The organism is Ralstonia sp. R-29 (assembly GCF_049913345.1).
Taxonomy (GTDB): Bacteria; Pseudomonadota; Gammaproteobacteria; order Burkholderiales; family Burkholderiaceae; genus Ralstonia.
The window spans coordinates 2,515,876-2,536,639 of sequence record NZ_CP184377.1 but is presented as its reverse complement, the minus strand read 5'-3'; the positions used below and the strand labels follow the sequence as shown (position 1 = coordinate 2,536,639).

19 protein-coding genes are annotated in these 20,764 nt (G+C 63.9%); 10 read left to right on the top strand and 9 right to left on the bottom strand.

Going from position 1 to position 20,764, the window contains the following annotated elements; translation table 11 throughout:
* Positions 1 to 118 precede the first annotated feature (118 nt).
* Positions 119 to 1,432 carry an MFS transporter gene (locus ACN9M1_RS11955; RefSeq protein WP_426394614.1) on the bottom strand — a complete coding sequence of 438 codons (1,314 nt, stop codon included), beginning with the start codon at positions 1,430 to 1,432 and terminating at the stop codon, positions 119 to 121.
* A gap of 97 nt (positions 1,433 to 1,529) precedes the next feature.
* Complete coding sequence (locus tag ACN9M1_RS11950; protein ID WP_426394613.1) at positions 1,530 to 3,158, bottom strand: gamma-glutamyltransferase family protein; 1,629 nt, start codon at positions 3,156 to 3,158, stop codon at positions 1,530 to 1,532.
* A gap of 106 nt (positions 3,159 to 3,264) precedes the next feature.
* Here ACN9M1_RS11950 and ACN9M1_RS11945 point away from each other — a divergent pair, with 106 nt between their 5' ends.
* Together ACN9M1_RS11945 and ACN9M1_RS11940 are read left to right on the top strand one after the other, a co-directional pair.
* Positions 3,265 to 4,149, top strand: coding sequence for a LysR family transcriptional regulator (locus tag ACN9M1_RS11945; RefSeq protein ID WP_426394611.1), 885 nt, complete (start codon positions 3,265 to 3,267; stop codon positions 4,147 to 4,149).
* Positions 4,150 to 4,184: 35 nt separating this feature from the next.
* A complete protein-coding gene (locus ACN9M1_RS11940) occupies positions 4,185 to 4,595 on the top strand; it encodes a DoxX family protein (protein ID WP_426394609.1) in 411 nt (136 codons plus the stop codon).
* A gap of 10 nt (positions 4,596 to 4,605) precedes the next feature.
* On the opposite strand, the gene ACN9M1_RS11935 is transcribed toward ACN9M1_RS11940, so the two are convergent.
* Positions 4,606 to 6,162 (bottom strand): MFS transporter, encoded by a 1,557-nt coding sequence (locus ACN9M1_RS11935; protein WP_426394607.1) that lies wholly within the window; start codon positions 6,160 to 6,162, stop codon positions 4,606 to 4,608.
* Positions 6,163 to 6,235: 73 nt separating this feature from the next.
* Here ACN9M1_RS11935 and ACN9M1_RS11930 point away from each other — a divergent pair, with 73 nt between their 5' ends.
* The 3 genes from ACN9M1_RS11930 to ACN9M1_RS11920 all read left to right on the top strand — a co-directional run bounded on the left by ACN9M1_RS11930 (position 6,236) and on the right by ACN9M1_RS11920 (position 8,685).
* Entirely contained in the window at positions 6,236 to 7,144 is a 909-nt protein-coding gene (locus ACN9M1_RS11930; RefSeq protein ID WP_426398856.1) for a LysR family transcriptional regulator, read from the top strand.
* Between the two features lie 64 nt (positions 7,145 to 7,208).
* Positions 7,209 to 8,174: a LysR family transcriptional regulator gene (locus tag ACN9M1_RS11925; protein WP_426394606.1), complete on the top strand. Its 966-nt coding sequence runs from the start codon at positions 7,209 to 7,211 to the stop codon at positions 8,172 to 8,174.
* Between the two features lie 34 nt (positions 8,175 to 8,208).
* Positions 8,209 to 8,685, top strand: a complete 477-nt coding sequence (locus ACN9M1_RS11920; protein ID WP_426394605.1) for an MliC family protein — start codon at positions 8,209 to 8,211, stop codon at positions 8,683 to 8,685.
* Here ACN9M1_RS11920 and ACN9M1_RS11915 read toward each other — a convergent pair.
* The 5 genes from ACN9M1_RS11915 to ACN9M1_RS11895 all read right to left on the bottom strand — a co-directional run bounded on the left by ACN9M1_RS11915 (position 8,682) and on the right by ACN9M1_RS11895 (position 13,440).
* Positions 8,682 to 9,644, bottom strand: a complete 963-nt coding sequence (locus tag ACN9M1_RS11915) for an MBL fold metallo-hydrolase (protein ID WP_426394603.1) — start codon at positions 9,642 to 9,644, stop codon at positions 8,682 to 8,684. The genes ACN9M1_RS11920 and ACN9M1_RS11915 overlap by 4 nt on opposite strands.
* Before the next feature lie 38 nt (positions 9,645 to 9,682).
* Positions 9,683 to 10,135: a DUF192 domain-containing protein gene (locus ACN9M1_RS11910; RefSeq protein WP_426394602.1), complete on the bottom strand. Its 453-nt coding sequence runs from the start codon at positions 10,133 to 10,135 to the stop codon at positions 9,683 to 9,685.
* A gap of 92 nt (positions 10,136 to 10,227) precedes the next feature.
* On the bottom strand, positions 10,228 to 11,538 hold the full coding sequence (locus ACN9M1_RS11905; protein ID WP_426394601.1) for a cytochrome-c peroxidase: 1,311 nt from the start codon (positions 11,536 to 11,538) through the stop codon (positions 10,228 to 10,230).
* Positions 11,535 to 13,049 (bottom strand): metallophosphoesterase, encoded by a 1,515-nt coding sequence (locus ACN9M1_RS11900; RefSeq protein WP_426394600.1) that lies wholly within the window; start codon positions 13,047 to 13,049, stop codon positions 11,535 to 11,537. Before ACN9M1_RS11900 ends, ACN9M1_RS11905 begins: the two co-directional genes overlap by 4 nt.
* A 181-nt stretch (positions 13,050 to 13,230) precedes the next feature.
* Positions 13,231 to 13,440 (bottom strand): hypothetical protein, encoded by a 210-nt coding sequence (locus tag ACN9M1_RS11895; RefSeq protein ID WP_426394599.1) that lies wholly within the window; start codon positions 13,438 to 13,440, stop codon positions 13,231 to 13,233.
* 266 nt (positions 13,441 to 13,706) lie between these two features.
* Here ACN9M1_RS11895 and ACN9M1_RS11890 point away from each other — a divergent pair, with 266 nt between their 5' ends.
* Both ACN9M1_RS11890 and icd read left to right on the top strand, forming a co-directional pair.
* Positions 13,707 to 14,171 (top strand): sugar dehydrogenase complex small subunit, encoded by a 465-nt coding sequence (locus ACN9M1_RS11890; RefSeq protein WP_426394597.1) that lies wholly within the window; start codon positions 13,707 to 13,709, stop codon positions 14,169 to 14,171.
* A 242-nt stretch (positions 14,172 to 14,413) separates the two neighbouring features.
* Positions 14,414 to 15,664 carry an NADP-dependent isocitrate dehydrogenase gene (gene icd / locus ACN9M1_RS11885; protein WP_426394595.1) on the top strand — a complete coding sequence of 417 codons (1,251 nt, stop codon included), beginning with the start codon at positions 14,414 to 14,416 and terminating at the stop codon, positions 15,662 to 15,664.
* Positions 15,665 to 15,772: 108 nt separating this feature from the next.
* Here the strand turns inward: icd and ACN9M1_RS11880 are convergent, their stop codons facing one another.
* Entirely contained in the window at positions 15,773 to 16,750 is a 978-nt protein-coding gene (locus ACN9M1_RS11880; RefSeq protein WP_426394593.1) for a LysR family transcriptional regulator, read from the bottom strand.
* A gap of 183 nt (positions 16,751 to 16,933) precedes the next feature.
* On the opposite strand from ACN9M1_RS11880, the gene ACN9M1_RS11875 reads away from it, so the two are divergent.
* From ACN9M1_RS11875 to ACN9M1_RS11865, 3 genes are all read left to right on the top strand, one after another.
* Positions 16,934 to 17,737: an aspartate dehydrogenase gene (locus ACN9M1_RS11875; RefSeq protein ID WP_426394591.1), complete on the top strand. Its 804-nt coding sequence runs from the start codon at positions 16,934 to 16,936 to the stop codon at positions 17,735 to 17,737.
* A 261-nt stretch (positions 17,738 to 17,998) separates the two neighbouring features.
* Positions 17,999 to 19,720, top strand: a complete 1,722-nt coding sequence (gene nadB / locus ACN9M1_RS11870; protein WP_426394590.1) for an L-aspartate oxidase — start codon at positions 17,999 to 18,001, stop codon at positions 19,718 to 19,720.
* A 70-nt stretch (positions 19,721 to 19,790) separates the two neighbouring features.
* Complete coding sequence (locus ACN9M1_RS11865) at positions 19,791 to 20,576, top strand: sulfite exporter TauE/SafE family protein (protein ID WP_426394588.1); 786 nt, start codon at positions 19,791 to 19,793, stop codon at positions 20,574 to 20,576.
* Positions 20,577 to 20,764: the final 188 nt, after the last annotated feature.

Here is a 20,764-nt window from a genome sequence, read left to right as displayed (position 1 = left end):
GCAATCGCGCCAAACAGCGCCAGATCAACACATCAGGGAACGCGGTGAGCGTTCCGGGTGGCAGCGATCCTGATGGCGGAGACAACGTCTGTTCGTTAAATATTGGTAATGGAGCACATCATGCTGGCCGCGCCGCCGTGCGATGGCGCAGCGCGATGAGGGTGAGCGAAACACCGCTCACCACGGCCGCCGTCAGCACGTAGTAGCTCGGTGCCAGCGTATCGCCCGTGGTGTGGATCAGCCACGTGACGATGAACGGCGCGAACCCGCCGAACAGCGTCACGCCCAGGCTGTAGCCGAGCGACAGCCCGGTCGAGCGCACGCGCGTGGGGAAGATCTCCGACATCAGCGCGGGCATTGGGCCGGAATACGCCGCCTTGAAGATGCCCGACACCGCTTGCAGTGCGAGGAGTGCACCGATGCTCGGATGCGCACGCAGCAGGGCAAACATGGGGTAGATCAGCAGGATCATCAGCACCGATGTGGTGAGCATGATGCGGATGCGGCCGATGCGATCTGACAGCGCGCCAAACAGCGGCGAGAGCAGAAACTGCAGCCCGCCATTGAGCACCACCACCCCAAACGACTGCGCCGCCGGCAAGTGCAATTGCTTGACGGCGTACGTCGGCATGTAGAGCTGCAGCACGTACACCGACACGGTGGACTGCGCCACCACGCCCACAGCCAGCAGCAGGTTGGTCCACTGCGCCTTGAATGACGCTTGCGGATCGATCGTCGTCTTCTTCTGCTCGGCGACAAACTCCGGCGTTTCGTCTAGGTGCCGGCGGATGTAGAAACCGACCGGGCCGACCAGCAGACCAAAGAAGAACGGCAAGCGCCAGCCCCAGCTCTCCAGTTCCGAGGGGAACAATGTGGCCGTGAGCAGTGCGCCAAGCCCGGCTGCCAGGATGGTCGCAATGCCTTGGCTGGCGAACTGCCAACTCGCGTAATAGCCGCGACCGCGTTTGCTGTGCTCCACCATGAATGCGGTGGCGCTACCGAACTCGCCGCCCACCGCAAAGCCCTGGACCAGGCGTGCAAGCAAGATGGTGATGGGCGCGACGATGCCAATCTGCTGATAGCTCGGCATGACGGCAATCGTCAGCGTGCCGACGATCATCAACAGGATCGACAGCGTCAGTGCCGCCTTGCGCCCCTTCCTGTCTGCATACATGCCGAGCACGATGGCACCCACCGGCCGCGTGATGAACGACACGCCAAAGCTGCCCACCGCAAACAGCAACGATACCCACTCGTCATCCGCCGGAAAGAACAGCTTGCCGATCACGGACGCAAAGAAGCCGTAGACGAGAAAGTCGTACCACTCCAGCGCATTGCCGATCGACGACGAAATGACGATGCGGCGCGCGTGGGCAGACGTGAGTGGCGAGTGTGTTGGCGCGGCTGCACTCGCCGCAAGCGGGGCGGTCATGGTGAGGTTTCCTTTGGTGCTGGCCGGGTTCGTTTTTATGGAAGCTGCAGCACGCTGCCCGCCCGGTCCTGCGGGGCGGCGTGCTGGGGTACTGGGTTTAGAAGCCCACGGCGTGCCCGTCGCGGCGGCTGTCGCTGGCGGCCACGTAGCCGTGGTCGGCGTCGTCTGACAGGCGCCAGATGAACTGGCCCGAGCCGAAATCCATATACGGGTCGGCCACCGATTTGAGTTTGTGCCCGCGCGCTTCCAGCGCGGCCACGGTGTCCGCGTTCATCGTCGCTTCCACGTCGAGCGTGAAATCGCGGTTGACCTTCCAGCGTGGCGCGTCGCATGCAGCCTGCGGCTGCTGGTTGTAATCGAGCATGCGCACGAGCGTTTGCAGATGGCCTTGCGGCTGCATGTCGCCGCCCATCACGCCAAAGCTCATCTGCGGCTGGCCGTCCTTGGTGAGGAACGCCGGGATGATGGTGTGGAACGGCCGCTTGCCGCCTTCCACCACGTTGGCCGAGCGCGCATCCATCGAGAAGCCGAAACCGCGGTTCTGCAAGCTGATGCCGGTGCCAGGCACCACCACGCCCGAGCCGAAGCCCATGTAGTTGGACTGGATGAACGAGACCATCATGCCGTTCTCGTCCGCCGCCGTCAGGTACACCGTGCCGCCCGCGCGCGGCATGCCGAAGGTCGGCACCTGTGCGCGGCCCATGTCGATCAGCTTGGCGCGTGCATCGAGGTACGCATCGTCGAGCATCTGCTCGGGCGTGACTTCCATGCTGCGCGGGTCGGCCACGTATTTGTAGAGATCGGCAAACGCCAGCTTCATCGCTTCGATCTGCAGGTGCTGCGAATCGGCGGAGTCGAGGGGCAGGGCGCCGAGGTCGAAGCGGTCAAGAATGCCCAGCGCGATGAGCGCGGCGATGCCCTGGCCATTCGGCGGAATCTCGTGCAGGTCATAGCCGCGGTAGCGCTTGTTGACCGGCTTGACCCACTCGGGGCGATAGTCGCGCAGGTCTTGCGCGGTCATGCCGCCGCCGCATTCACGCGAATACGCGGCGATGCGCTCGGCGAGTTCGCCTTCATAGAAATCGCGCCCGTTGGTCTGGCCGATGCGGCGCAGCGTGGTGGCGGCATCCGGCAGCTGGAATTTTTCGCTCACCTGCGGCGCACGGCCATGCGGCATGAAGGCCTGCGCATAGCCCGGTTGATTCTGCAAATCAGGAATCGCTGCCGCCCACTTGTGCGCAACGATGGGCGCGATGGTGTGGCCGCGTTCGGCAATCTCGGCGGCGGGTTCGAGCACGTCGGCAAATGGCAGCTTGCCGAAGCGCGTATGCAAAGCAGCCCACGCGGACACCGCACCGGGCACCGTCACAGCATCCCAGCCGCGCGTGGGGCGCTTCGGGTTGCCGTTGGCGTCTTCGCCGTACTTGTTGCGGAAGTAATCCAGGTTCCACGCCTGCGGCGCCGTGCCGGAGGCGTTCAGGCCGTGCAGCTGTTTGCCGTCCCACAGGATGGCAAACGCGTCGCTGCCGAGGCCGCACGACACGGGCTCGACGATGGTCAACATGGCCGCCGCCGCGATGGCCGCATCTACGGCGCTGCCGCCGGCCAACAGCATGCGTAATCCGGCCTGCGCGGCCAGTGGATGCGAAGTCGATACCACGTTGCGCGCAAACAGCGGAATGCGCACGGTCGGGTAGGGGTTCTGCCAATCGAAACGGTGGGACATGGTGCGCAAAGCGGGATGGTTTGACGATTGATTATTTGCGGTGCGATGAATTTAATAAAGTTAAAATTCATTTGATATTGCTTAAGAAAATCTTGAGGATCAGCGCGTGAGCACCGTCCGCTTTCTCCGCACCTTCGTCGCCGTGGCGCGACACGGTTCGCTCGCCGCCGCAGCCGAGCGCGTGGCGCTCACGCAGGCCGCCGTAAGCCTGCAGATGCGCGCGTTGGAAGCGGAGTTGCGCCGCGATCTGTTCGATCGCTCCGGGCGCACCGTTACGCTCAATGCGCACGGCCGTGCGTTGCTGCCGCAAGCCGAACATCTGCTCGCCCTGTACGACGCCATGCGCATCGGCGATGAACCACAGACGGAGCTGTCCGGCGCGGTGGCCATCGGGGCAGTGGTGTCGGTGATGGGTTCGCTGGCGCACGCGGTGGCGGGGCTCAAGCAGGTGCACAAGGGGCTCGACGTCAAGCTCATCACCGGCAAGTCGGGTGAACTGGCCGAGCAGGTAGAGGCGGGCGAGCTGGATGGCGCGCTGGTGGTCGAGCACCTGGAGCGGTTGCCGGCCAACCTCGCGTGGCATCCGCTGTACACCGAGCCGTTGGTGGTCGTGGCCGGCCGCAACACGCGCGGCCGTGCAGAAGAGGTTTTGCGCACGCACCCCTTCCTGCGATTCGACCGCGCGGTGCGCACCGGCGCGCTCATCGACCGCGCCTTGCGCAAGACGCACATGGCGGTCAACGAGTTCATCGAAGTGAATTCGATCGAGGCGATTGTCGAGCTGGTGCGCCAGCAGGTGGGGGTGACGCTGGTGCCACGCCTGCGCCGCGCCAGTTGGGAGAGCGACCCCGCGCTGCGTGTGCTGCCCATGCCGCCGCGGACGCCCGTGCGCGCCGTCGGCATGATCGAGCGGAAAGAGCACGTGCGGCACGGTGTGATTCAGGCGGTACTCGATGCGCTCGAAACCACACTTGGCAAATCCAGCGCCTAGACTGCTATCACCGAAACCCGCCCTGGAGGCCGCAAATGGACGCGTTCATCGAACGTTGGCGCAACGAGCTGATGCTGCTCGCCCGCATCTTCATGATGGTGCTGTTCGTGATGTCCGGATGGGCCAAGCTGACGGGCTTTCAGGGCACCGTCGGCTACATGGCCAGTACGGGAGCGCCCATGCCGACCGTGGCAGCCGCTGTTGCCGTGGTCATGGAATTTGGGGTGGGCATCGCCTTGCTGATCGGCTTCTGGACGCGGCCGCTGGCGCTGTTGTTGGCGTTGTTCGTGCTCGGCACGTCGTTCATTGCTCACAGCTACTGGAGCATGGAAGGCGCCATGGAAGCCGCCAATAAAATCCAGTTCTATAAGAACCTGACCATCATGGGCGGGCTGTTCTTGCTGGCCGCCGTGGGGCCGGGCAAGTACGCGGTGCAGAAGTCGTAGCGCGCACGGCTTAGCGCAGCGACCGCTGCACCAGCACTAACACGGCAAACACGCCACACGCCACGGCAAACCAGCTGAAGAGTTGCGTGCCGGCCAACAGCGTCGCCTGCCGATCAATCTCGGCCGACAGGCTCGCCAACCGTTCGGGGGTGAGCGGGTTGGCGGCTTGCAGGTCTGACGTGAAGCGTGTGACATGCGCCACGATCAGCGAGCGCGATTCCGCCTGCTGGGTCTGCAGCGACACCGCCGCCAGCCCGGTGCCCACGGCAGTCGCAAATTGCCGCGCGATGTTCTTCATCTGATAGCCGTGCGCGAAGTCTTCGCGGTCCAGGTCGAGGTAGGTCATCATCGCCACCTGGATCATCACCGCGCCCGGCGTCATCCCTTCCAAGATCGACACGGGGAAGAACGCGTAGTCCGGCGCGCCCGGCATCAGGCTCGTGCCCAGCAACAGCGCTGCCGCTGCGTACACGCCAAAGCCGATGGCGATGAAGCGGCGCTTGCGGAAGAAGAACGGCAGCCACACCGTCATCGCCACGGCCACCACCATCGAGACCGCACCGCTGATCATGAGGAACAGCGTAGTCGTGCGGAACGTGAAGCCGAGTCCGCCCTGCGACACCGCCGGCCACAAGTAAGACCAATACCCACTCATCAGGTAATAGACGCCGTAGAAGCCGATGCCCCACAGGTAACGGCGGCCGTTCAGGCGCGATAAGTCGAGCCACGGATCGGGGTGCGTGCGCAGGCGATGGATGGCGAGCAACAGCGACGCCGTGCCGCCCAGCAGCAACAGCGGGATCGCCGGCGAGGCGGTCAGCCGGTTGTAACGCAGCTCCGACAGCCCCATCAGGAACGACAGCGCACCGAGGGCCATGGCGCCCACGCCGATCCAGTCCCACTGGGCATCCACCGGCGGCGCCTCATGCGGGCGCCGTGCGGCGCGCGTGCGTGGCTGGTGATGCTCCGGCGGCAGGAAGAACATGGCAAACCATGCGATGACGGCAAGCCCGAGTTCCAGCCAGAAGATCACGCGCCACTCGCTGTATTCGAGCACCTCAGCACAGATCCACGGCGCAATCGTCGTCAGCCCGAACAGGCCGACGCTGAACATCAGCATGGGCGGGATGCGCTCGTCGGGCTCGGTGGTGAGCTGCACCAGAATGCGCGAGGCCGAGAAGAGCCCACCCGCGCCCAGGCCCTGAATGGTCCGGCCAATGACGAGCTCGCCGATGTTGTTGGACTGCGCACAGACCACGCAGCCGATGCCGAACAGCACGATGCCCACCAGCGAGAACATCCGGTAGCCCACGTGCGCGGCGATGCGCCCGATGGCGAGATTGGCCACCACTGCCGCCACGGCATAGGCGGTGACGGCGTACAGATACGCATCCGGGCTCGCATGCACACCACCCTGGATATGCTGACCCGCCACGGCCATCATCTGCGAAGAGACGAAATCGAGCCCCGTGGACAGGCCCACCGCCAAGCCGAAAGCGTGAATGCGAGCGGACGAAAAATGTGGGAACGCCCGCAGAGAAGCAGGCCTGAGGATTTGCAGCGACATGTGGCCGAGCATAAACTTGCCCGCCAGCCGGATAAACGGCCAACTCTAGGAACACTGTCCAGTCATGCGAACAATGGAGTGGAACGACTGGGAGACCTTCTGCCGCGTGGTGGAGGCTGGCAGCTTCACCGCTGCTGCCGAGGCGCTGGGCATCCCCAAATCGACCGCCAGCGCTGCTGTGTCGCGGCTGGAAGCGACGCTCGGCGTGCGGCTCATGACCCGCACCACGCGCCAGTTGCGCCTGACCGAAGCGGGCTCGCACTTCTACGACGACATCGCGCCACTGTTCGAGCGCCTGCGTGAAGTGCACGCCGACACCACCGCCGCCAGCGAGACCGTGGCCGGCACGCTGCGCATCGCCGCACCGTACGAGGTGGGCGCCCAGCACCTCACCGAGCCGGTGTGCCGCACGCTGGAGAAATATCCCCATCTGCAGATCCAGGTGCACATCTCGTGGGAGCAGCCCGATCTGCTCGCCAGCGGCTACGACATCGTCTTCGTGATGGTGGATCAGGTGCTGCCGGATTCATCACTGGTGGCGCGCCGTGTGGTGATGATCCCGCGCGCGTTGTACGCCTCGCCGACCTTGCTGGCGGAACGTCCGCCGCTCAAGACGCCGGCAGACCTGGTGGGCTGGCCGTGCCTCTCCGGCCCCGACGATGCGAGCTGGGCCTTTCGCCCCGCTGGGGAGCCGACTGCCGAGCCGATCGAAATCCCCATCCAGCCGCGCCTGCAGACGTTGAACGCCGAGATGCGTGCCCGCGCCGCCGTGCGTGGCCTGGGTGTGGCGCGCATGGCCCGTTCCGTGGGCGATGCGGAGGTCGCCACGGGTCGTCTCGTTCGTGTATTGCCGGATTTTGAGTTGACCGCGCTGCGCGTCTACGCACTCATGCCCGCGCGCAAGCTTGTGCCGCGCAAGGTGCGCGTCTTTCTGGACGCCCTGGAGGCGGAGGGCGCATCCGCCACACCGGCCCCTACCTAGCCGAAGAGCGGCGCCCAGTGTCACAATCGGCGCTTACCCATTCGGATTGTGAGGACCGGCGGCCATGCGCCTGCGCCAGATCGAAGTCTTCCGTGCCGTGATGCTCGTGGGCACCGTCAGCGAGGCGGCGCGCATGCTGAATGTGTCGCAACCCGTGGTGACGCGCGTGTTGCAGCACACGGAGTTGCAGCTCGGCTTCCGCCTGTTCGATCGCACCAAGGGCCGACTGCAGCCCACCGCCGAGGCGTTCGAGCTGTTTTCTGAGGTGGAGCGCTTGTACCAAGAGGTCGAGCGCGTGCGCCGTGTGTCCGCAAATCTGCGTCACAAGGGGGCAGGGCGATTGCGCGTGGCGGCCACGCCCAGCCTGGCGCCCAGCATCCTCGCGCCCGCCGTGCGGCGCTTCTCGCAGCGTCATCCCGATACGCTGGTGCGCGTGTTCACGCACCACACGGCGGAGATCGTGCAGGGGTTGCTCTCGCAGGACATTGATGTCGGCTTTGCATTCGCACCGCCTGTGCATCCCGCAATTTCCACCACGCCGGTGGCGCAGGGGCGCATCCTGCTGGCGGCGCCGCGTGCGTGGGTCGGCGGCAAGGCGGATGGACGCGCGCTGCACAAGCTCGTCGCCGAGAAGCCGTTCATCGGGCTGGAAGATCAGATCTCGCTCGGCTCGCTGGTGGGGCAGACGCTCGCACGCGGCGGACTGGCCCCGCAGTCGACGCTGGAGGTGCAAACGTACTCGCTGGCGCGCTCGCTGGTGGAGGAATCGCTGGGCGTGACGATGCTCGATCAGTTCACGGCAGCCACTGGCAGCATGGAACGCATCGCGCTGTTTGCGCTGGAGCCCGCGCAGACATTCGATGTGCGCGCCATGCGGGCCGAGCATCACGCGCCGTCATCGTTGGCGGATGCGCTCGTGCAGTGCTTCGCGGAAGCTGCGCGCGCGCTGTCCGATGAGCTACCGCAGCGCCTGGAGCCGACACCGTTCGTGCTCAAGCCCACGGAACCCGATCGCGACGCAGCCGACTAACCGGCTTCCACCGATTTCCCGAGGAGACCGATCCATGCGTCGTTTCGCAACCGCAGTGATGTTCGGTGCAGCGCTGTGCGCCGGTGTATTCAGCGGCATCGCCACCGCGCAGCAATCATCGCAATCGCCCGTGCCCGGAATGTCGACCGACGATCTGAATACCGCGCTCGACTTTGCCAAGGCTGGCCTGAACAAGGCAATCGACCAGGCGCGCGCGTATTCCGCGTTGCCGATTAAAGACCCACACGATGTGCGCTACACGTGCGAGGGCGGCAAGACGCTTCTCGTGAAATACATGACGGTGGGGGACTCGCCGCTCGCGTCCATCGTGCTGGATGGCAAGACGCTTGTCTTCGCCAACGTGATGGCCGCGTCCGGTGCGCGCTATGCGTCGGGTCAGTATGTGTGGTGGACGAAGGGCCCCACCGGCTTCCTAGTCGATGAGACCCTGCCCAGCCATCGCAATCAGCTTTACCGTGATTGCAATGAGGCCACGAGCGGCCGTCCTTAAACTTCCAGCAGATCGCGCCCGACGATGATCTCGCCCTTGAAGTGCGGGCGCACGGCATCGAGCCACACTGAATCTTCCAGGAACGGATAGCCGCCCGGCACGAAGTGCGACAGCACCAGCGTTTTCACCTTGGCTTCGGTGGCGATGCGGCCGACGTCTTCGGTGGAGGTGTGGCTTGCCAGCAGATGCTCGCGCAGCGTCTTGGCGTTGCGCTCGGTGGAAAGCAGCTTGTCGAGCGAGGGCAGATGCATGACCTCATGCACCAGCACGTCAGCGCCATAGGCCAGGCGCACGAGGTTTTCGCTCGGCGCCGTATCGCCGGAGATAACGATGGAGCGGTCGGCCGCATCAAACCGGTACGCAAATGCCGGCGACACCGGCGGGTGTTTCACCAGCGCGCTCGTTACCTTCACGTTGGCGTCTTGCATGACCAGTCCGCCCTCGGTGATCTCGTGCGGGTGGAGCATTGGCGCCAGGGGCGGGCGGCCTTCGTCGGCGATGCGGGTGCGGATGTCGTAGTCGTACAGTTCGAGGAACTTGGTCGTCATGGCGGCCAGCGGGGGCGGGCCCCAGGCGTCGACGGGGCCCACCAGATCCGTGCCCCAGGCGAGCAGCATCAGGGCGCCGTAATCTGCGTTGTGGTCCGAATGCTGGTGCGTGATGAAGACGTGGCGGATGTCCTTGAGCTTGAGGCCGGCCATCACGTACTGGCGGGCGACGCCGTTGCCGCAATCGACTACGTATGACACCCCGTTGATGACGATGACCTGCGCTGGCGCCGAGCGGTTCTTCTTGGGGGTTGGCCCGCCGCCGGTGCCCAGCAGGATCAACCGCGTGCCTTTGGGCGCATCAGCGGCCGAGGCTGCCAACGGCCAGCCCGCGGACGCAGCGCCCGCACCCACGGCCAGCGCGCCAGCCTGCCGCATCCAGCGGCGACGGTTGTTGTCGAAAGCGTGCATGCGGCGATCCCCTCTCTGTTGTTGTCTGTGTTGGCTTGTTAGCGAGGCAGGCCGCCCACCTTCATGCCGGGCTTGATCCCCTTGCGCGCAAACCAGCCTTTGTTCATCTCCAGCGCATAGCTGCCGGCCTTGGTCGGGCAATGGTTGTCTTCGGTCTGCGGCTTCATCTCGGCAATGTCGGAGATGGTGCCGTCGTCGGTGATGAAGGCGATCGACAGCGGCAGATCGGTGTTCTTCATCCAGAAGCAGTGTCCGGCGGACTCATCGAACACAAACAGCATGCCGGTGGTGTCGGGCATCGTCTTGCGGAACATCAGGCCGGTTTCGCGTGTTTGCGGGGTGGCGGCCACTTCGGCTTTGACCTTGTACATGCCGATGGTCAGGTCGGCGACGGGCAGCCCAACGTTGGGGCCGGTGGGGGTTTGCGCAAGCACGCCCGAGGCGGCTGCGGCCAGCGAGAGCGCGGCAAAAATGCGGGACAGGGTGGTCATGGCGCGATTGGTGTCGGAAAACGAAACGCTCCATGATCGACACTCGGCCCGCCGCCGTCAATGAGACGGCGCCGAAGGGCGGAACGAAGTTGTTACCGCGTGTTTGCGGTGCGGATTGGCGCCTTGGGCGCGTGTGCGGAGCGTGCCTTGTCCGCCACCGGGTCCGGCATTAGCGCCACATACCGCGCATCGGTGAGCGTGCGCAGGAAGGCGACGATGTCGTCGATTTCGTCTTCCGTGAGCGCGGGCGCGGTGCCGGGGCGGCGGTTCATCGGTACGGCGTTCACGTTGATGTTGCCTTGGTACTTGGTGGGCACGTCATCGAAGCGCTTGCCACCGGGGTACCACTGCGCCGGGTCGGTCGAACGCGTGGCATAGAAGGCGACCGTGTCGCGCAGCGTATGGAACACGCCGTTGTGCATGAAGGTCTGGCGCACGGCCACGTTGCGCAGCCCCGCCGTGCGGAAGTAGCCGCACCACTGATCGGGCTCGGGCCACTTGAGTTTGTGAGCGGTCTGGCACAGGCCGACGTCGAAGTGCTTGGCGTCCTTGTTGGCGGGCAGCAGCGGATTGCGCGGCACGGCAATGGCGTCGTAGCCGAAATCGGTGAAGAGCGAGCGCTCGGGCCGCGACGAGGATTCCACCATCAGGTGGCATGACGCGCAGTTGCCCTTGTCCGGGTTACGGAACAGGGCGAGTCCGCGCATCTCGGCAGGGGAGAGCGGCGTGCGCTTGCGCAAGAAATCATCAAAGCGCGAGCTGAACGGCGCCATCTCGTCGCTCTGGAAATAGGCCTCCAGCGCCTTGCCGAGGGCGCCGATAAGACGCTCAGGATCGCGCACCGCATCGGCACCAAACTGCTTTGTCAGCGCTTGACCGAGGTCGGTACCGGCGACCTTGCGGTGCAGCGTCTGCGGCGAGCGGTTGCCCATCTCATCCGGATTGAACAGGGGGCCGCTGATCTGTTCCGGGATGGAACCGGCGCGGCCATCGGCAAAAAAGCCGCCGAACGGCGACGGAAAGCTCGCGTCGTCGTCTTGGAAGAAATAGCGATGCGGGACGTACCGCAGATACAGCAGCGACGGCGCATTGCGCGCCGCCCCGTGCCCGGGGCGGCTGCCAGCCGGTACGCCGATGCGCAGCGCCTCGCCCTTGAGCGTGGGCGCAAAGGCGCGGCCCGGATCGTGGCACGCCGCGCACGACGTACCTTGCGGTTCCGACAGGCGCGGGTCAAAGAACACCCGCTTGCCGAGCGCGACGAGGTTCGGATCTGGCTTGAACGATGTCGATTCAGTGGGTGGCGGCACGGCGTCCAATTTGGGCGTCATGCCGATCGATTCAGCCACCGCCGCACTCGAGAAGAGCGCGGCGGCAACGAGCAACGTGGAACGCAGGCGCTTCAAGGTGCAACGAAGCCCGTCTTGTCGCACACCAGGCTCGTGCCGTTTTGCGTGCAGGTGGTCAGCAGCTTGCCGGCCACGGTGTACGCCTTGAACAGCCAGCCCTTGGCCGGTGCCGGCTGACGATCCATCACCATGAAGCCGAACGAGTTGTTGTGCGAGATGCTGCCAACCGTCACGCCCGAGGCCGGGCTGATGGCCGGGAACGGATCGGGCAGCGCCACGTCGAGCGAATCGCCCGCATTGCCCGCCACGATGGTTGCCGGATGGTTGCTGGTGAAGTTGATGGCCTGGAAGTCATGCACGTGGCCATGCAGCGCCACCTGCACGCCCGGCGGGTAATAGGCTGTGGCGTTCAGGCTGTTCATGACCGACAGCAGCGCGGCGTTGCCGCCCAGCGGCGTGCTGCCCGCGATGGGCACGAAGCCCAGGATCGGGTGGTGGTTGGTGAAGATCGACATCACGCCCGGTTTGGCGGCCAGCGTGCCCACCGTGGCGAACTGCTTCTGGTAGGTCTGGAACCACGGGTCGGTGGTCGCCAGTGCCGTCGTGCCGGCCTTGGCTGAATCGAACACGATGACCTGCGTGTCGTTGCCGATGGCCACGGCATACGGGTCCGAGGCGTTGGCGGCGGTGTCGTTGGTCGGGTCGTCGCACGAGCGGGTGGCGGAGTAGGGACGCGGGTCCAGGAAGCGGTACCAGCCCTGGCCGGCGCGCGCGCATTCTTCGTGGTTGCCGCGCACCAGCACCCAAGGGGCGGCGGCCATCAGCGGGGCGGCGGGCTGGAACAGGTCCGCCTGCCACGTATCCCAGCCGTAGCCCCACGGGCTGCCCTGGCAGCCGGCCACGTCGGGCGGGCAGGCGTTTTCTCGATAGTGGTAGTCACCCACGTGCAGGACGAGATCCGGGTTCATCGCCGCAGCCGTGGTGGCCGCATTGGCGAATGGCCACGACAGCGGGTCGTTACACGATTGGAACGTGTTGCTCGACTTCTTCATCCGGCAGCCGGTGTCCGCCAGGATCACCACGCGCTGCGGGTTGGCCTTCGGCAGCGGCAGTACGCGCGAGCCGATCGACGCAGCCTTGGCGGTCGATGCCACCGTCGCCTCGCAGGCATTCACGGGGAAGGCGGAAGCTTTCGAATCGCTGGCGGCGCTGGCCGTGGTGCGCTGTGCGGGCGTGCCGGCCGCCACGCGCAGGCTCATGCGTGTGGCGGTGCCGTCCACCGTCAGCAGTGGGCAGACGGAGTTGTCGGCGAGGGAGGCGCTGTTTGTATACGTGGTGACGGCGCGCACGACCGTCTGGTTGCTGTCCCCGATTTCTACCCAGGCCGCCTGGATGTTGGCGTCAGCCGTGGCCGCGTCGGACGGTGTAGCGGTCGACGTGGTCGTCGAGTCGGACGATGAACCGCCGCAACCTGCAATCACGGCGGCGGCAGCCAGCGCGGCAAGAGAGAGCATCGTGAGCACGGTGCGCTTGCGGCCCACCGGAGCGAACATCGATCGGAAATCCATTGCGCCATCCCTGTTTCTTGTTGTGAGGAAGGCGCAAGGTACCCAAAGCAGATGGCGCTATTTTGACAGCCCCGCCCGACGGCTCGGGATTGGGCAAAACGCGGGCAAAAAAAAAGCAGATGCATAAGCATCTGCTTTTTCTGGTTCGGCCGAGCCGCGAGGGCCCGGCAGAAACACAAGCTTACTGCTTGGCAGCGTCAGCAGCCGGAGCCGAAGCGTCAGCAGCCTTCTTAGCTGCCTTCTTGTGGTGGTGCTTCTTGGCCTTCTTGGCCTTCGGTGCAGCCTTTTCAGCAGCAGCCGGAGCAGCTGCGTCAGCAGCCGGGGCGGAGGCTTGAGCGAACACACCGGTGGCGAACAGGCCGGCGATCAGAGCAGCGATCAGCTTCTTCATGGTGAATCCTTTTATAGATCAGTGAGTTAACCAACGACCCGCTAAATGAGTCATCTGCAATAACGCAGGCAGTTACAGCCGCGTTGACACGTTGTGCTGAAATTTTTGAGGTCGTATTGCGAGGGGGCATCGGCGTGTGGTGGATGGTGCGCTGCGCAAAAAAGGTGCCTGCCACCCTGATGTTTAAGACGGGTCTGATTGGACGCGCACCCAAGGGCCTTGAGAATGCGAGCGGACTTCGTTTTACCTCTGCCTCAAGCCCCACCGTGTCGCCCCCTCCGCTGTCGCATCCCCTCAAGCCTGCGCGTTTTCGTCGTCGCGATGTTTTTCTTGGCGGCGGCGCGTTGCTGGCGCTCGCCGTGGCGGCAGGGCTACGTCGCCCCGTCGAGGGGCCTGCCTCAAGCCTGGACGACTTCATGCTGGTCTCGCAGACGGTCTCCGGCATGACGCTGGACCGTCAAGTTGGTCTGCACTGTTTCGCCGCGCTCTACCAATCCGACATCCGCTTCGTGGATCACATCCGTACGCTCGCCTGGCTGGTGCGCCATTACCCCGAATTGGACGGGGCTGGCATCGCGGGGCTACTCCAAGCTGACAACCATGCGGAATTGCGCGCCGCCCTCGGCCGCTTGGTCGATGCCTGGACCACTCAAGTGGGCGCCACGCCTGCGCTGGCCGACGCCCGTGCACAGATCGAACGCCGCGCCGACGCAGACCTGCCGAGCACCTGATCCGCCGTTTTCACCATGCGCAGGACTATGGCGGATGGTGAAATTTTCCGGCATAATGCGGAATTCACTCTTGTGTCTTATATAAGAGTTGAAGTTTGTGCGGTGCATCGTGAGAGTGTCATCGCGCACCGTTAGAATCACCAGTTCATTGCAGTGCGCCGCACCGGTCAACCCAGGGCGGCGCATTGTGCTGTCAACCTCATCGTCCACCCGCTCACCTGCGGTTTGCACTGGAGTCGTCCATGTATCAACACATCAAGGTCCCGGCCGGCGAGAAGATCACCGTCAACCAAGACTTCTCCCTGAACGTCCCCGACAACCCCATCATTCCTTACATCGAGGGCGACGGCACCGGCTTCGACATCACCCCGGTGATGATCAAGGTGGTGGACGCAGCAGTTGAGAAGGCCTACGCCGGCAAGCGCAAGATCTCGTGGATGGAAATCTACGCTGGCGAGAAGTCGACCAAGGTGTACGGCCCGGACGTGTGGCTGCCGGAAGAAACCCTGCAAGTCCTGAAGGACTACGTGGTGTCCATCAAGGGCCCGCTGACGACGCCGGTGGGCGGCGGTATCCGTTCGCTGAACGTGGCGCTGCGCCAAGAGCTGGACCTGTACGTCTGCCTGCGCCCGGTGCGCTACTTCAAGGGCGTGCCTTCGCCGGTGAAAGAGCCGGAGAAGACCGACATGGTGATCTTCCGTGAGAACTCGGAAGACATCTACGCCGGCATCGAATTCGAAGCCCAGAGCGACAAGGCCAAGAAGCTGATCAAGATTCTGCAGGACGAGTTCGGCGTCAAGAAGATCCGCTTCCCGGAAACGTCGGGCATCGGCGTCAAGCCGGTTTCGCGCGAAGGCACCGAGCGCCTGGTGCGCAAGGCCATCCAGTACGCGATTGACAACGACAAGCCGTCGGTCACGATCGTGCACAAGGGCAACATCATGAAGTTCACGGAAGGTGGTTTCCGTGACTGGGCCTACGCGCTGGCACAGAAGGAATTCGGCGCCGAGCTGATCGACGGTGGCCCGTGGTGCAAGTTCAAGAACCCGAAGACGGGCAAGGAAATCATCGTCAAGGACGCGATTGCTGATGCCTTCCTGCAGCAGATCCTGCTGCGTCCGGCCGAGTACTCGGTCGTGGCGACGCTGAACCTGAACGGCGACTACATCTCCGACGCCCTGGCTGCACAAGTTGGCGGTATCGGTATCGCCCCGGGCGCGAACCTGAGCGACTCCGTTGCCATGTTCGAAGCCACCCACGGTACGGCTCCGAAGTACGCTGGCAAGGACTACGTGAACCCGGGTTCCGAAATCCTGTCGGCCGAAATGATGCTGCGCCACATGGGCTGGACGGAAGCCGCTGACCTGATCATCTCGTCGATCGAGAAGTCGATCCTGTCGAAGAAGGTCACGTATGACTTCGCCCGCCTGCTGGAAGGCGCGACCCAAGTGTCGTGCTCGGGCTTCGGTCAGGTGATGATCGACAACATGTAAGCACGTCGCTCGCGGCTTCGGCCGTGAGGGATGTGAAAAACCCCGGCAGCTTCGGCTGGCCGGGGTTTTTTGTTGCTCAGCGCTCGGCGGTTGGCAACTTCCCGACGTCTACGTCTTGGCGTCGCCGCCCAAGGTGGGCCAGGGTCTTCCGGTCTGCACAACGTCCACCAGCGCCTGTGAGGCTGCGGAATGGGTGCGCCCCTTCAGGCTGGCCATGTAGACCCCGTCACGAATCGATGGCGTGGTCAACGGGGTGAAATGTGTTTGCCGGGGGTCCAGCGTGCGCGCGACGTGGGAAGGGCAGATCGCCACACCGAGCGCGGCTTGGGCCAGCCCCAGGGCCGTTCCGATATAGCCGACTTCGTATTCGGGCGCCTGCGTGACGCCCGCGTTCAGCAAGGCCTGCGAGACCAATTGCCGAAAGGCGCTGTCACGGCTGAGCAGAATCAGCGGCTCTTGCGCGAGTTCACGCCATCGCACCTGTCGACGCTGTGCCAGGCGGTGTTCGCGGTGCACGACCACGCCGACGCGGCTGCCTTCGATGAGCGTGAGCGCGATATCGTCATCCACGGCCCCGAAGTTGCCGATGGCGAGATCGGCTTCGCCCCGGCGGACGCTCTCGAGGTTGGCGGCGGCCAATCCATCTTTGACTTGCACACGCAGCCCGGGATACTGCGCGCGCATGGCAGCGCAAACGCCCGGCATAAACCCTGCCGCCAGCATTGGCGTGACCGCCACGGTCACGATGCCCTTCCGCTTGAGCCCCAGATCACGTACCGAACCCAGGCCACTTTCCAGATCGCGCAACACGCGTTGGGCGACGGGTAATAGATCGCGGCCGGCAGCGGTGATGTTCACGCTGCGTGTGGTGCGGTCAAACAAACGCGCGTCCACTTCGCTCTCCAACTCGCGCACGAGTGCACTCAGGGCGGATTGCGTCAGGTGCATCTGCTTGGCCGCTGCGGTAAAGCTTTCTGTCTCGGACAGCACGACGAAGGCTTGTAGCTGGCGCAGCGTGACGTTGGCGCGTGTCCAAGTGGAGGCTGTGAATGCGCCTGTTGCGGGGTTCGATGGAAGACCGCTCATAAGATGAGGCATCAGTTGATGACCAGAGAGACGCGACGATACCTCAATGGCCCGCCGAGCCGGCCTTTCGGGTGTGCGCCGCATTGATAAAGCCAGGTGCTGAATCGATGAGAAAAATGCGTTTGTGGGTCGGAGGAAGTGCCGGTCAAATGGCGACATCCTTTGCTCTGCCCCATGCGATCGATGCCATCTCGCCGCACACCACCGCCGCTACGCGTTGCCCTGATCGGCCGGGGCACCATTGGATCGGCGTTACGCGAGGCGCTGCGGGGCATCCCCGAGCAAGCCATGATTTGCGGGACGTTGGTGCGGACAGCGTCGGCAGCGGACGACGGCTACTGCACGTCACTGGACGCACTCCTGGAGCGCCAGCCTGACGTGGTGGTGGAGTGTGCCGGCCATCAGGCGGTGGACGCCTACGCCGAGCAAGTCCTGAAGGCGGGACATGACATGCTGCTGGTGTCTGCGGGCGCGCTGGCAGATGCCGCACGGTACGCCCGGCTGCGTGTGGCGGTGGAGCACAGCGGCAGCCAGTTGCTGGTGGCATCTGGCGCGGTCGGTGGGCTCGATATTTTGACCGCCGCGCGCCGTGCTGGCCTGCACCGGGTCCACTATCGCTCGCGCAAGCCGCCGGCGGCCTGGCAGGGCACGTCGGCTGAAGACCATGTCAACCTGAGCGCATTGACAGCACCCCACGCGTTCTTCCACGGGTCGGCTCGGGCTGCGGCGCTGCAGTACCCCAAGAACGCGAATGTGGCCGCCACGATTGCGTTGGCCACCCTCGGTTTCGACGAGACCCAGGTGGAGCTGATGGCAGACCCCGGGGTGGACTGCAACGTGCACGAAATTCTGGCGGACGGCGTCAGCGGGCGCATCAGCTTTCGCATCGAAGGACGGGCAGCGCCCGGCAACCCAAAAACCTCCATGGTGACGGCCCATAGTCTGGTCAACACACTCCTGACCCGCACCGGTGCATTATTGGTTTGAGTTTGGGTATTAATAAAGATTAATAATAAAACCTATCTGCATATTTTTATGTGTAGGGCAGTGATATATCGGATGATGCAACGCCGTGCGTATTGATGTGAGAATGCAGATATTAAAATTATTCAGTTGCAGTCACCCTGTTTGATAAGGCAAATTTCGGCCCCCGATCCCGATTAAGCAAGGCACTCCCGAATATTGAAATGGGGCATGTCTCGCAGATGATCGTTGTGTGGAAAGGGTTTGTAGGGCGATCCCACGCTGATGGCGGTCCGCCTTTTCCTTGAGATTCGCCGCTGGCCATCCGCTGCGGCCACATTCTCAAAAATAATCAATTATCCCGATAAGCGTATCCCAGGTGATTTTCACCTTGGGAGGCCGATATTTATCTACTCAGGACGAATTCATCCTATGAAATTCGATGTACTGGTCGTTGGCGAAGGGTTGGCTGCACTCACGATGTTGCTGCATTTGCCGCCTACGCTGAAAGTCGGCGTGATTTCCCGCAACAAGCATGACGAGCCGTCGAGCTACTGGGCGCAAGGCGGGATCTCGGCGGTGTTTTCCCTGGACGACGACCACGAGAAACACGTTCAGGACACCCTGGCAGCTGGCGACGGCCTGTGCGATGAAGTCGCCGTGCGCGAGATTGTGGGCGAGGGTACCAGCGTGCTGACATGGCTCATTGACCAAGGTGTGCCCTTCACGCGCGAAGACGGCGAAATCCATTTGACGCGAGAGGGCGGACACAGCGCGCGCCGCGTTGCGCATGTCGACGACATGACCGGGCGCGGCATCATGCGCACCCTGCAGGCCAAAGTTGCGCTGCTGCCGAATGTCACCTGGATTCGCCAGTGTGAAGTGGTGGAGGTGATCTCGAATGGCGAGGCGGTCAGTGGTGTGGTGGCCGAAAGCCTGGTGGATGGCGACGTCACGGTGTTCAGCGCGCCGATCGTCGTGCTGGGGACCGGCGGACTCACCGGGCTGTACCAATACGCCACCAACCCGCACGCCAGCAAGGGCGAGGCGATCGCCATGGCGTGGAGGGCAGGGGCATCGGTCGAGAACCTGGAATTCGTTCAGTTCCACCCGACCGCGTTCCAGTTTGAGGGCCGCGTCATCAGCCTGATTACAGAAGCGGTTCGCGGTGAAGGCGGGCTGCTGTACAACGTGGCCAACGAACGCTTCATGCCGCGCTACTCCAGCCAACTGGAGCTTGCACCGCGCGATATCGTGGCGCGCGCCATCTACTCCGAAATGCAGGCGCATGGTGCGTCCTACGTCTGGCTCGACATCACGCATCAGGGCAAGGATTTTGTCGAGCAGCATTTCCCCAATCTGGTGGAGATCACGAAAGCCTACGGCTGCGATCTCGCCACGCACCGCGTTCCGGTGTCACCTGCGGCGCACTACACCTGCGGCGGCGTGGCGGCGGACGTCCGCGGACGAACCAGCGTCAAAGGGCTGTATGCCATCGGTGAGGTCTCGAACTCCGGTCTGCACGGGGCCAACCGGCTGGCCAGCAATTCGCTGCTGGAATGCGTGGTCATGGGCAAGGCGTGTGCTGAGGCCGTCAGTGGCGAGGTCGGTCCGACCACCCGCGCGCATGTCGCGCTGCCGACGGTGATCGAGACCCCGTTCCAGCCGAACTTGCTGTCGGAATTGCGCTGCATTCTTTGGAATCACGCCGGCATTGTGCGAAGCGACGCAGGCATTGCGCGTGGCGTGCAGAACATCGAGCGCCTGAACGACAACCCGCCGAGCGTCCTGCCGTACGGCCAGGCATTGCGTGCCCGCAACATTTACGACGCCGCTCACCTGATCTTGCGCAGCGCCGCGCTCCGCAAGGAATCGCGCGGCGGGCATTTCAATACCGACCACCCTGCAAAAGCCGCGCCGCAGACGACCCGGATCGACGGTGAATGTCTGAACTTCTGGGCACACCGCGAAGACTCGGCCAGCGAGGCCCAACTCGCTACCGCCTGACTCGCCTGACAACCCGCGAGGGGAGGCCGCTGCGCGGCTTTCTCCTCCATTCCATTTGCGGTGCATTTCTATGCTATTTGGCTTTTTCTTGTTGGCCGGCGGGGTCGCTGGCTTCTTTGCGGGCATGTTTGGCATTGGCGGCGGCGCGATCGTCATCCCGATCCTTGTGCACGTGTATCGCTCCAACGGCATGGAGATGACCGAAGCGATTCGTCTGGCCTTCGGTACATCGCTCGCGACGATGGCGTTTACGGGGCTGTCTTCCTTCTTGAGCCACAGCAAACGCGGCAACGTCGACTATGCGTGGCTTAAAAAGCTGGCGGTGCCGGCGGGTATCGGTGCGTTGGTGGGTGGCCTGATTGCCTCTCGCGTACCAGGTGGTTGGCTGGCGCTCGGGCTGTCGCTGATGCTGGGCTACTTCGGCATCAAGCTCCTGGTGCAGAGGAGTGACGCGATTGCCGTGTGGCCGTGGCTGGAAAAGCTGCGCTACGTCGCGGGCTTCTTCTCTGGCCTGACGTATTCGCTGGCCGGCATGGGCGGCGCCTCCGTGGTCACGTTCTATTTGACGAAGGTCGGGCTGTCGCTACGCACGGCGATTGGCACCGCAACCGGTGTGTTGCTGCCCACGTCGGTGGGAGCCATCATCGGCTTTGGGCTGACGGCCGGCATGCCGCACGACTGGCGCTGGGGCTACATCGATTTGCGTGCGCTCATTGCGCTGAGCGTGTGTTCGGTCATCGCCTCGAAACTGGGCGTCAAGACGGCAGCCCGGATGCCGATCGCCCTGCTGAGAAAAGGCTTTGGCTTTTTCATGTTTGCGCTGGCAGGCAAAACGTTGCTGGCGACGATGGTCTGAACGATCGACCGCCCGCGGCTCTGGCCGTGATGGACGACAAAACCCCGGCAGCTTCGGCTGGCCGGGGTTTTTTGTGCGCCGCGATCGACAATTCACTCGGAAAAAGCGTTTGTCAGTCACTTCAGCCCTGACTAGACTGGTTTTTCATGTGACTTCATGTGACTTTTTGGCCGCCCAATCGATTGCCC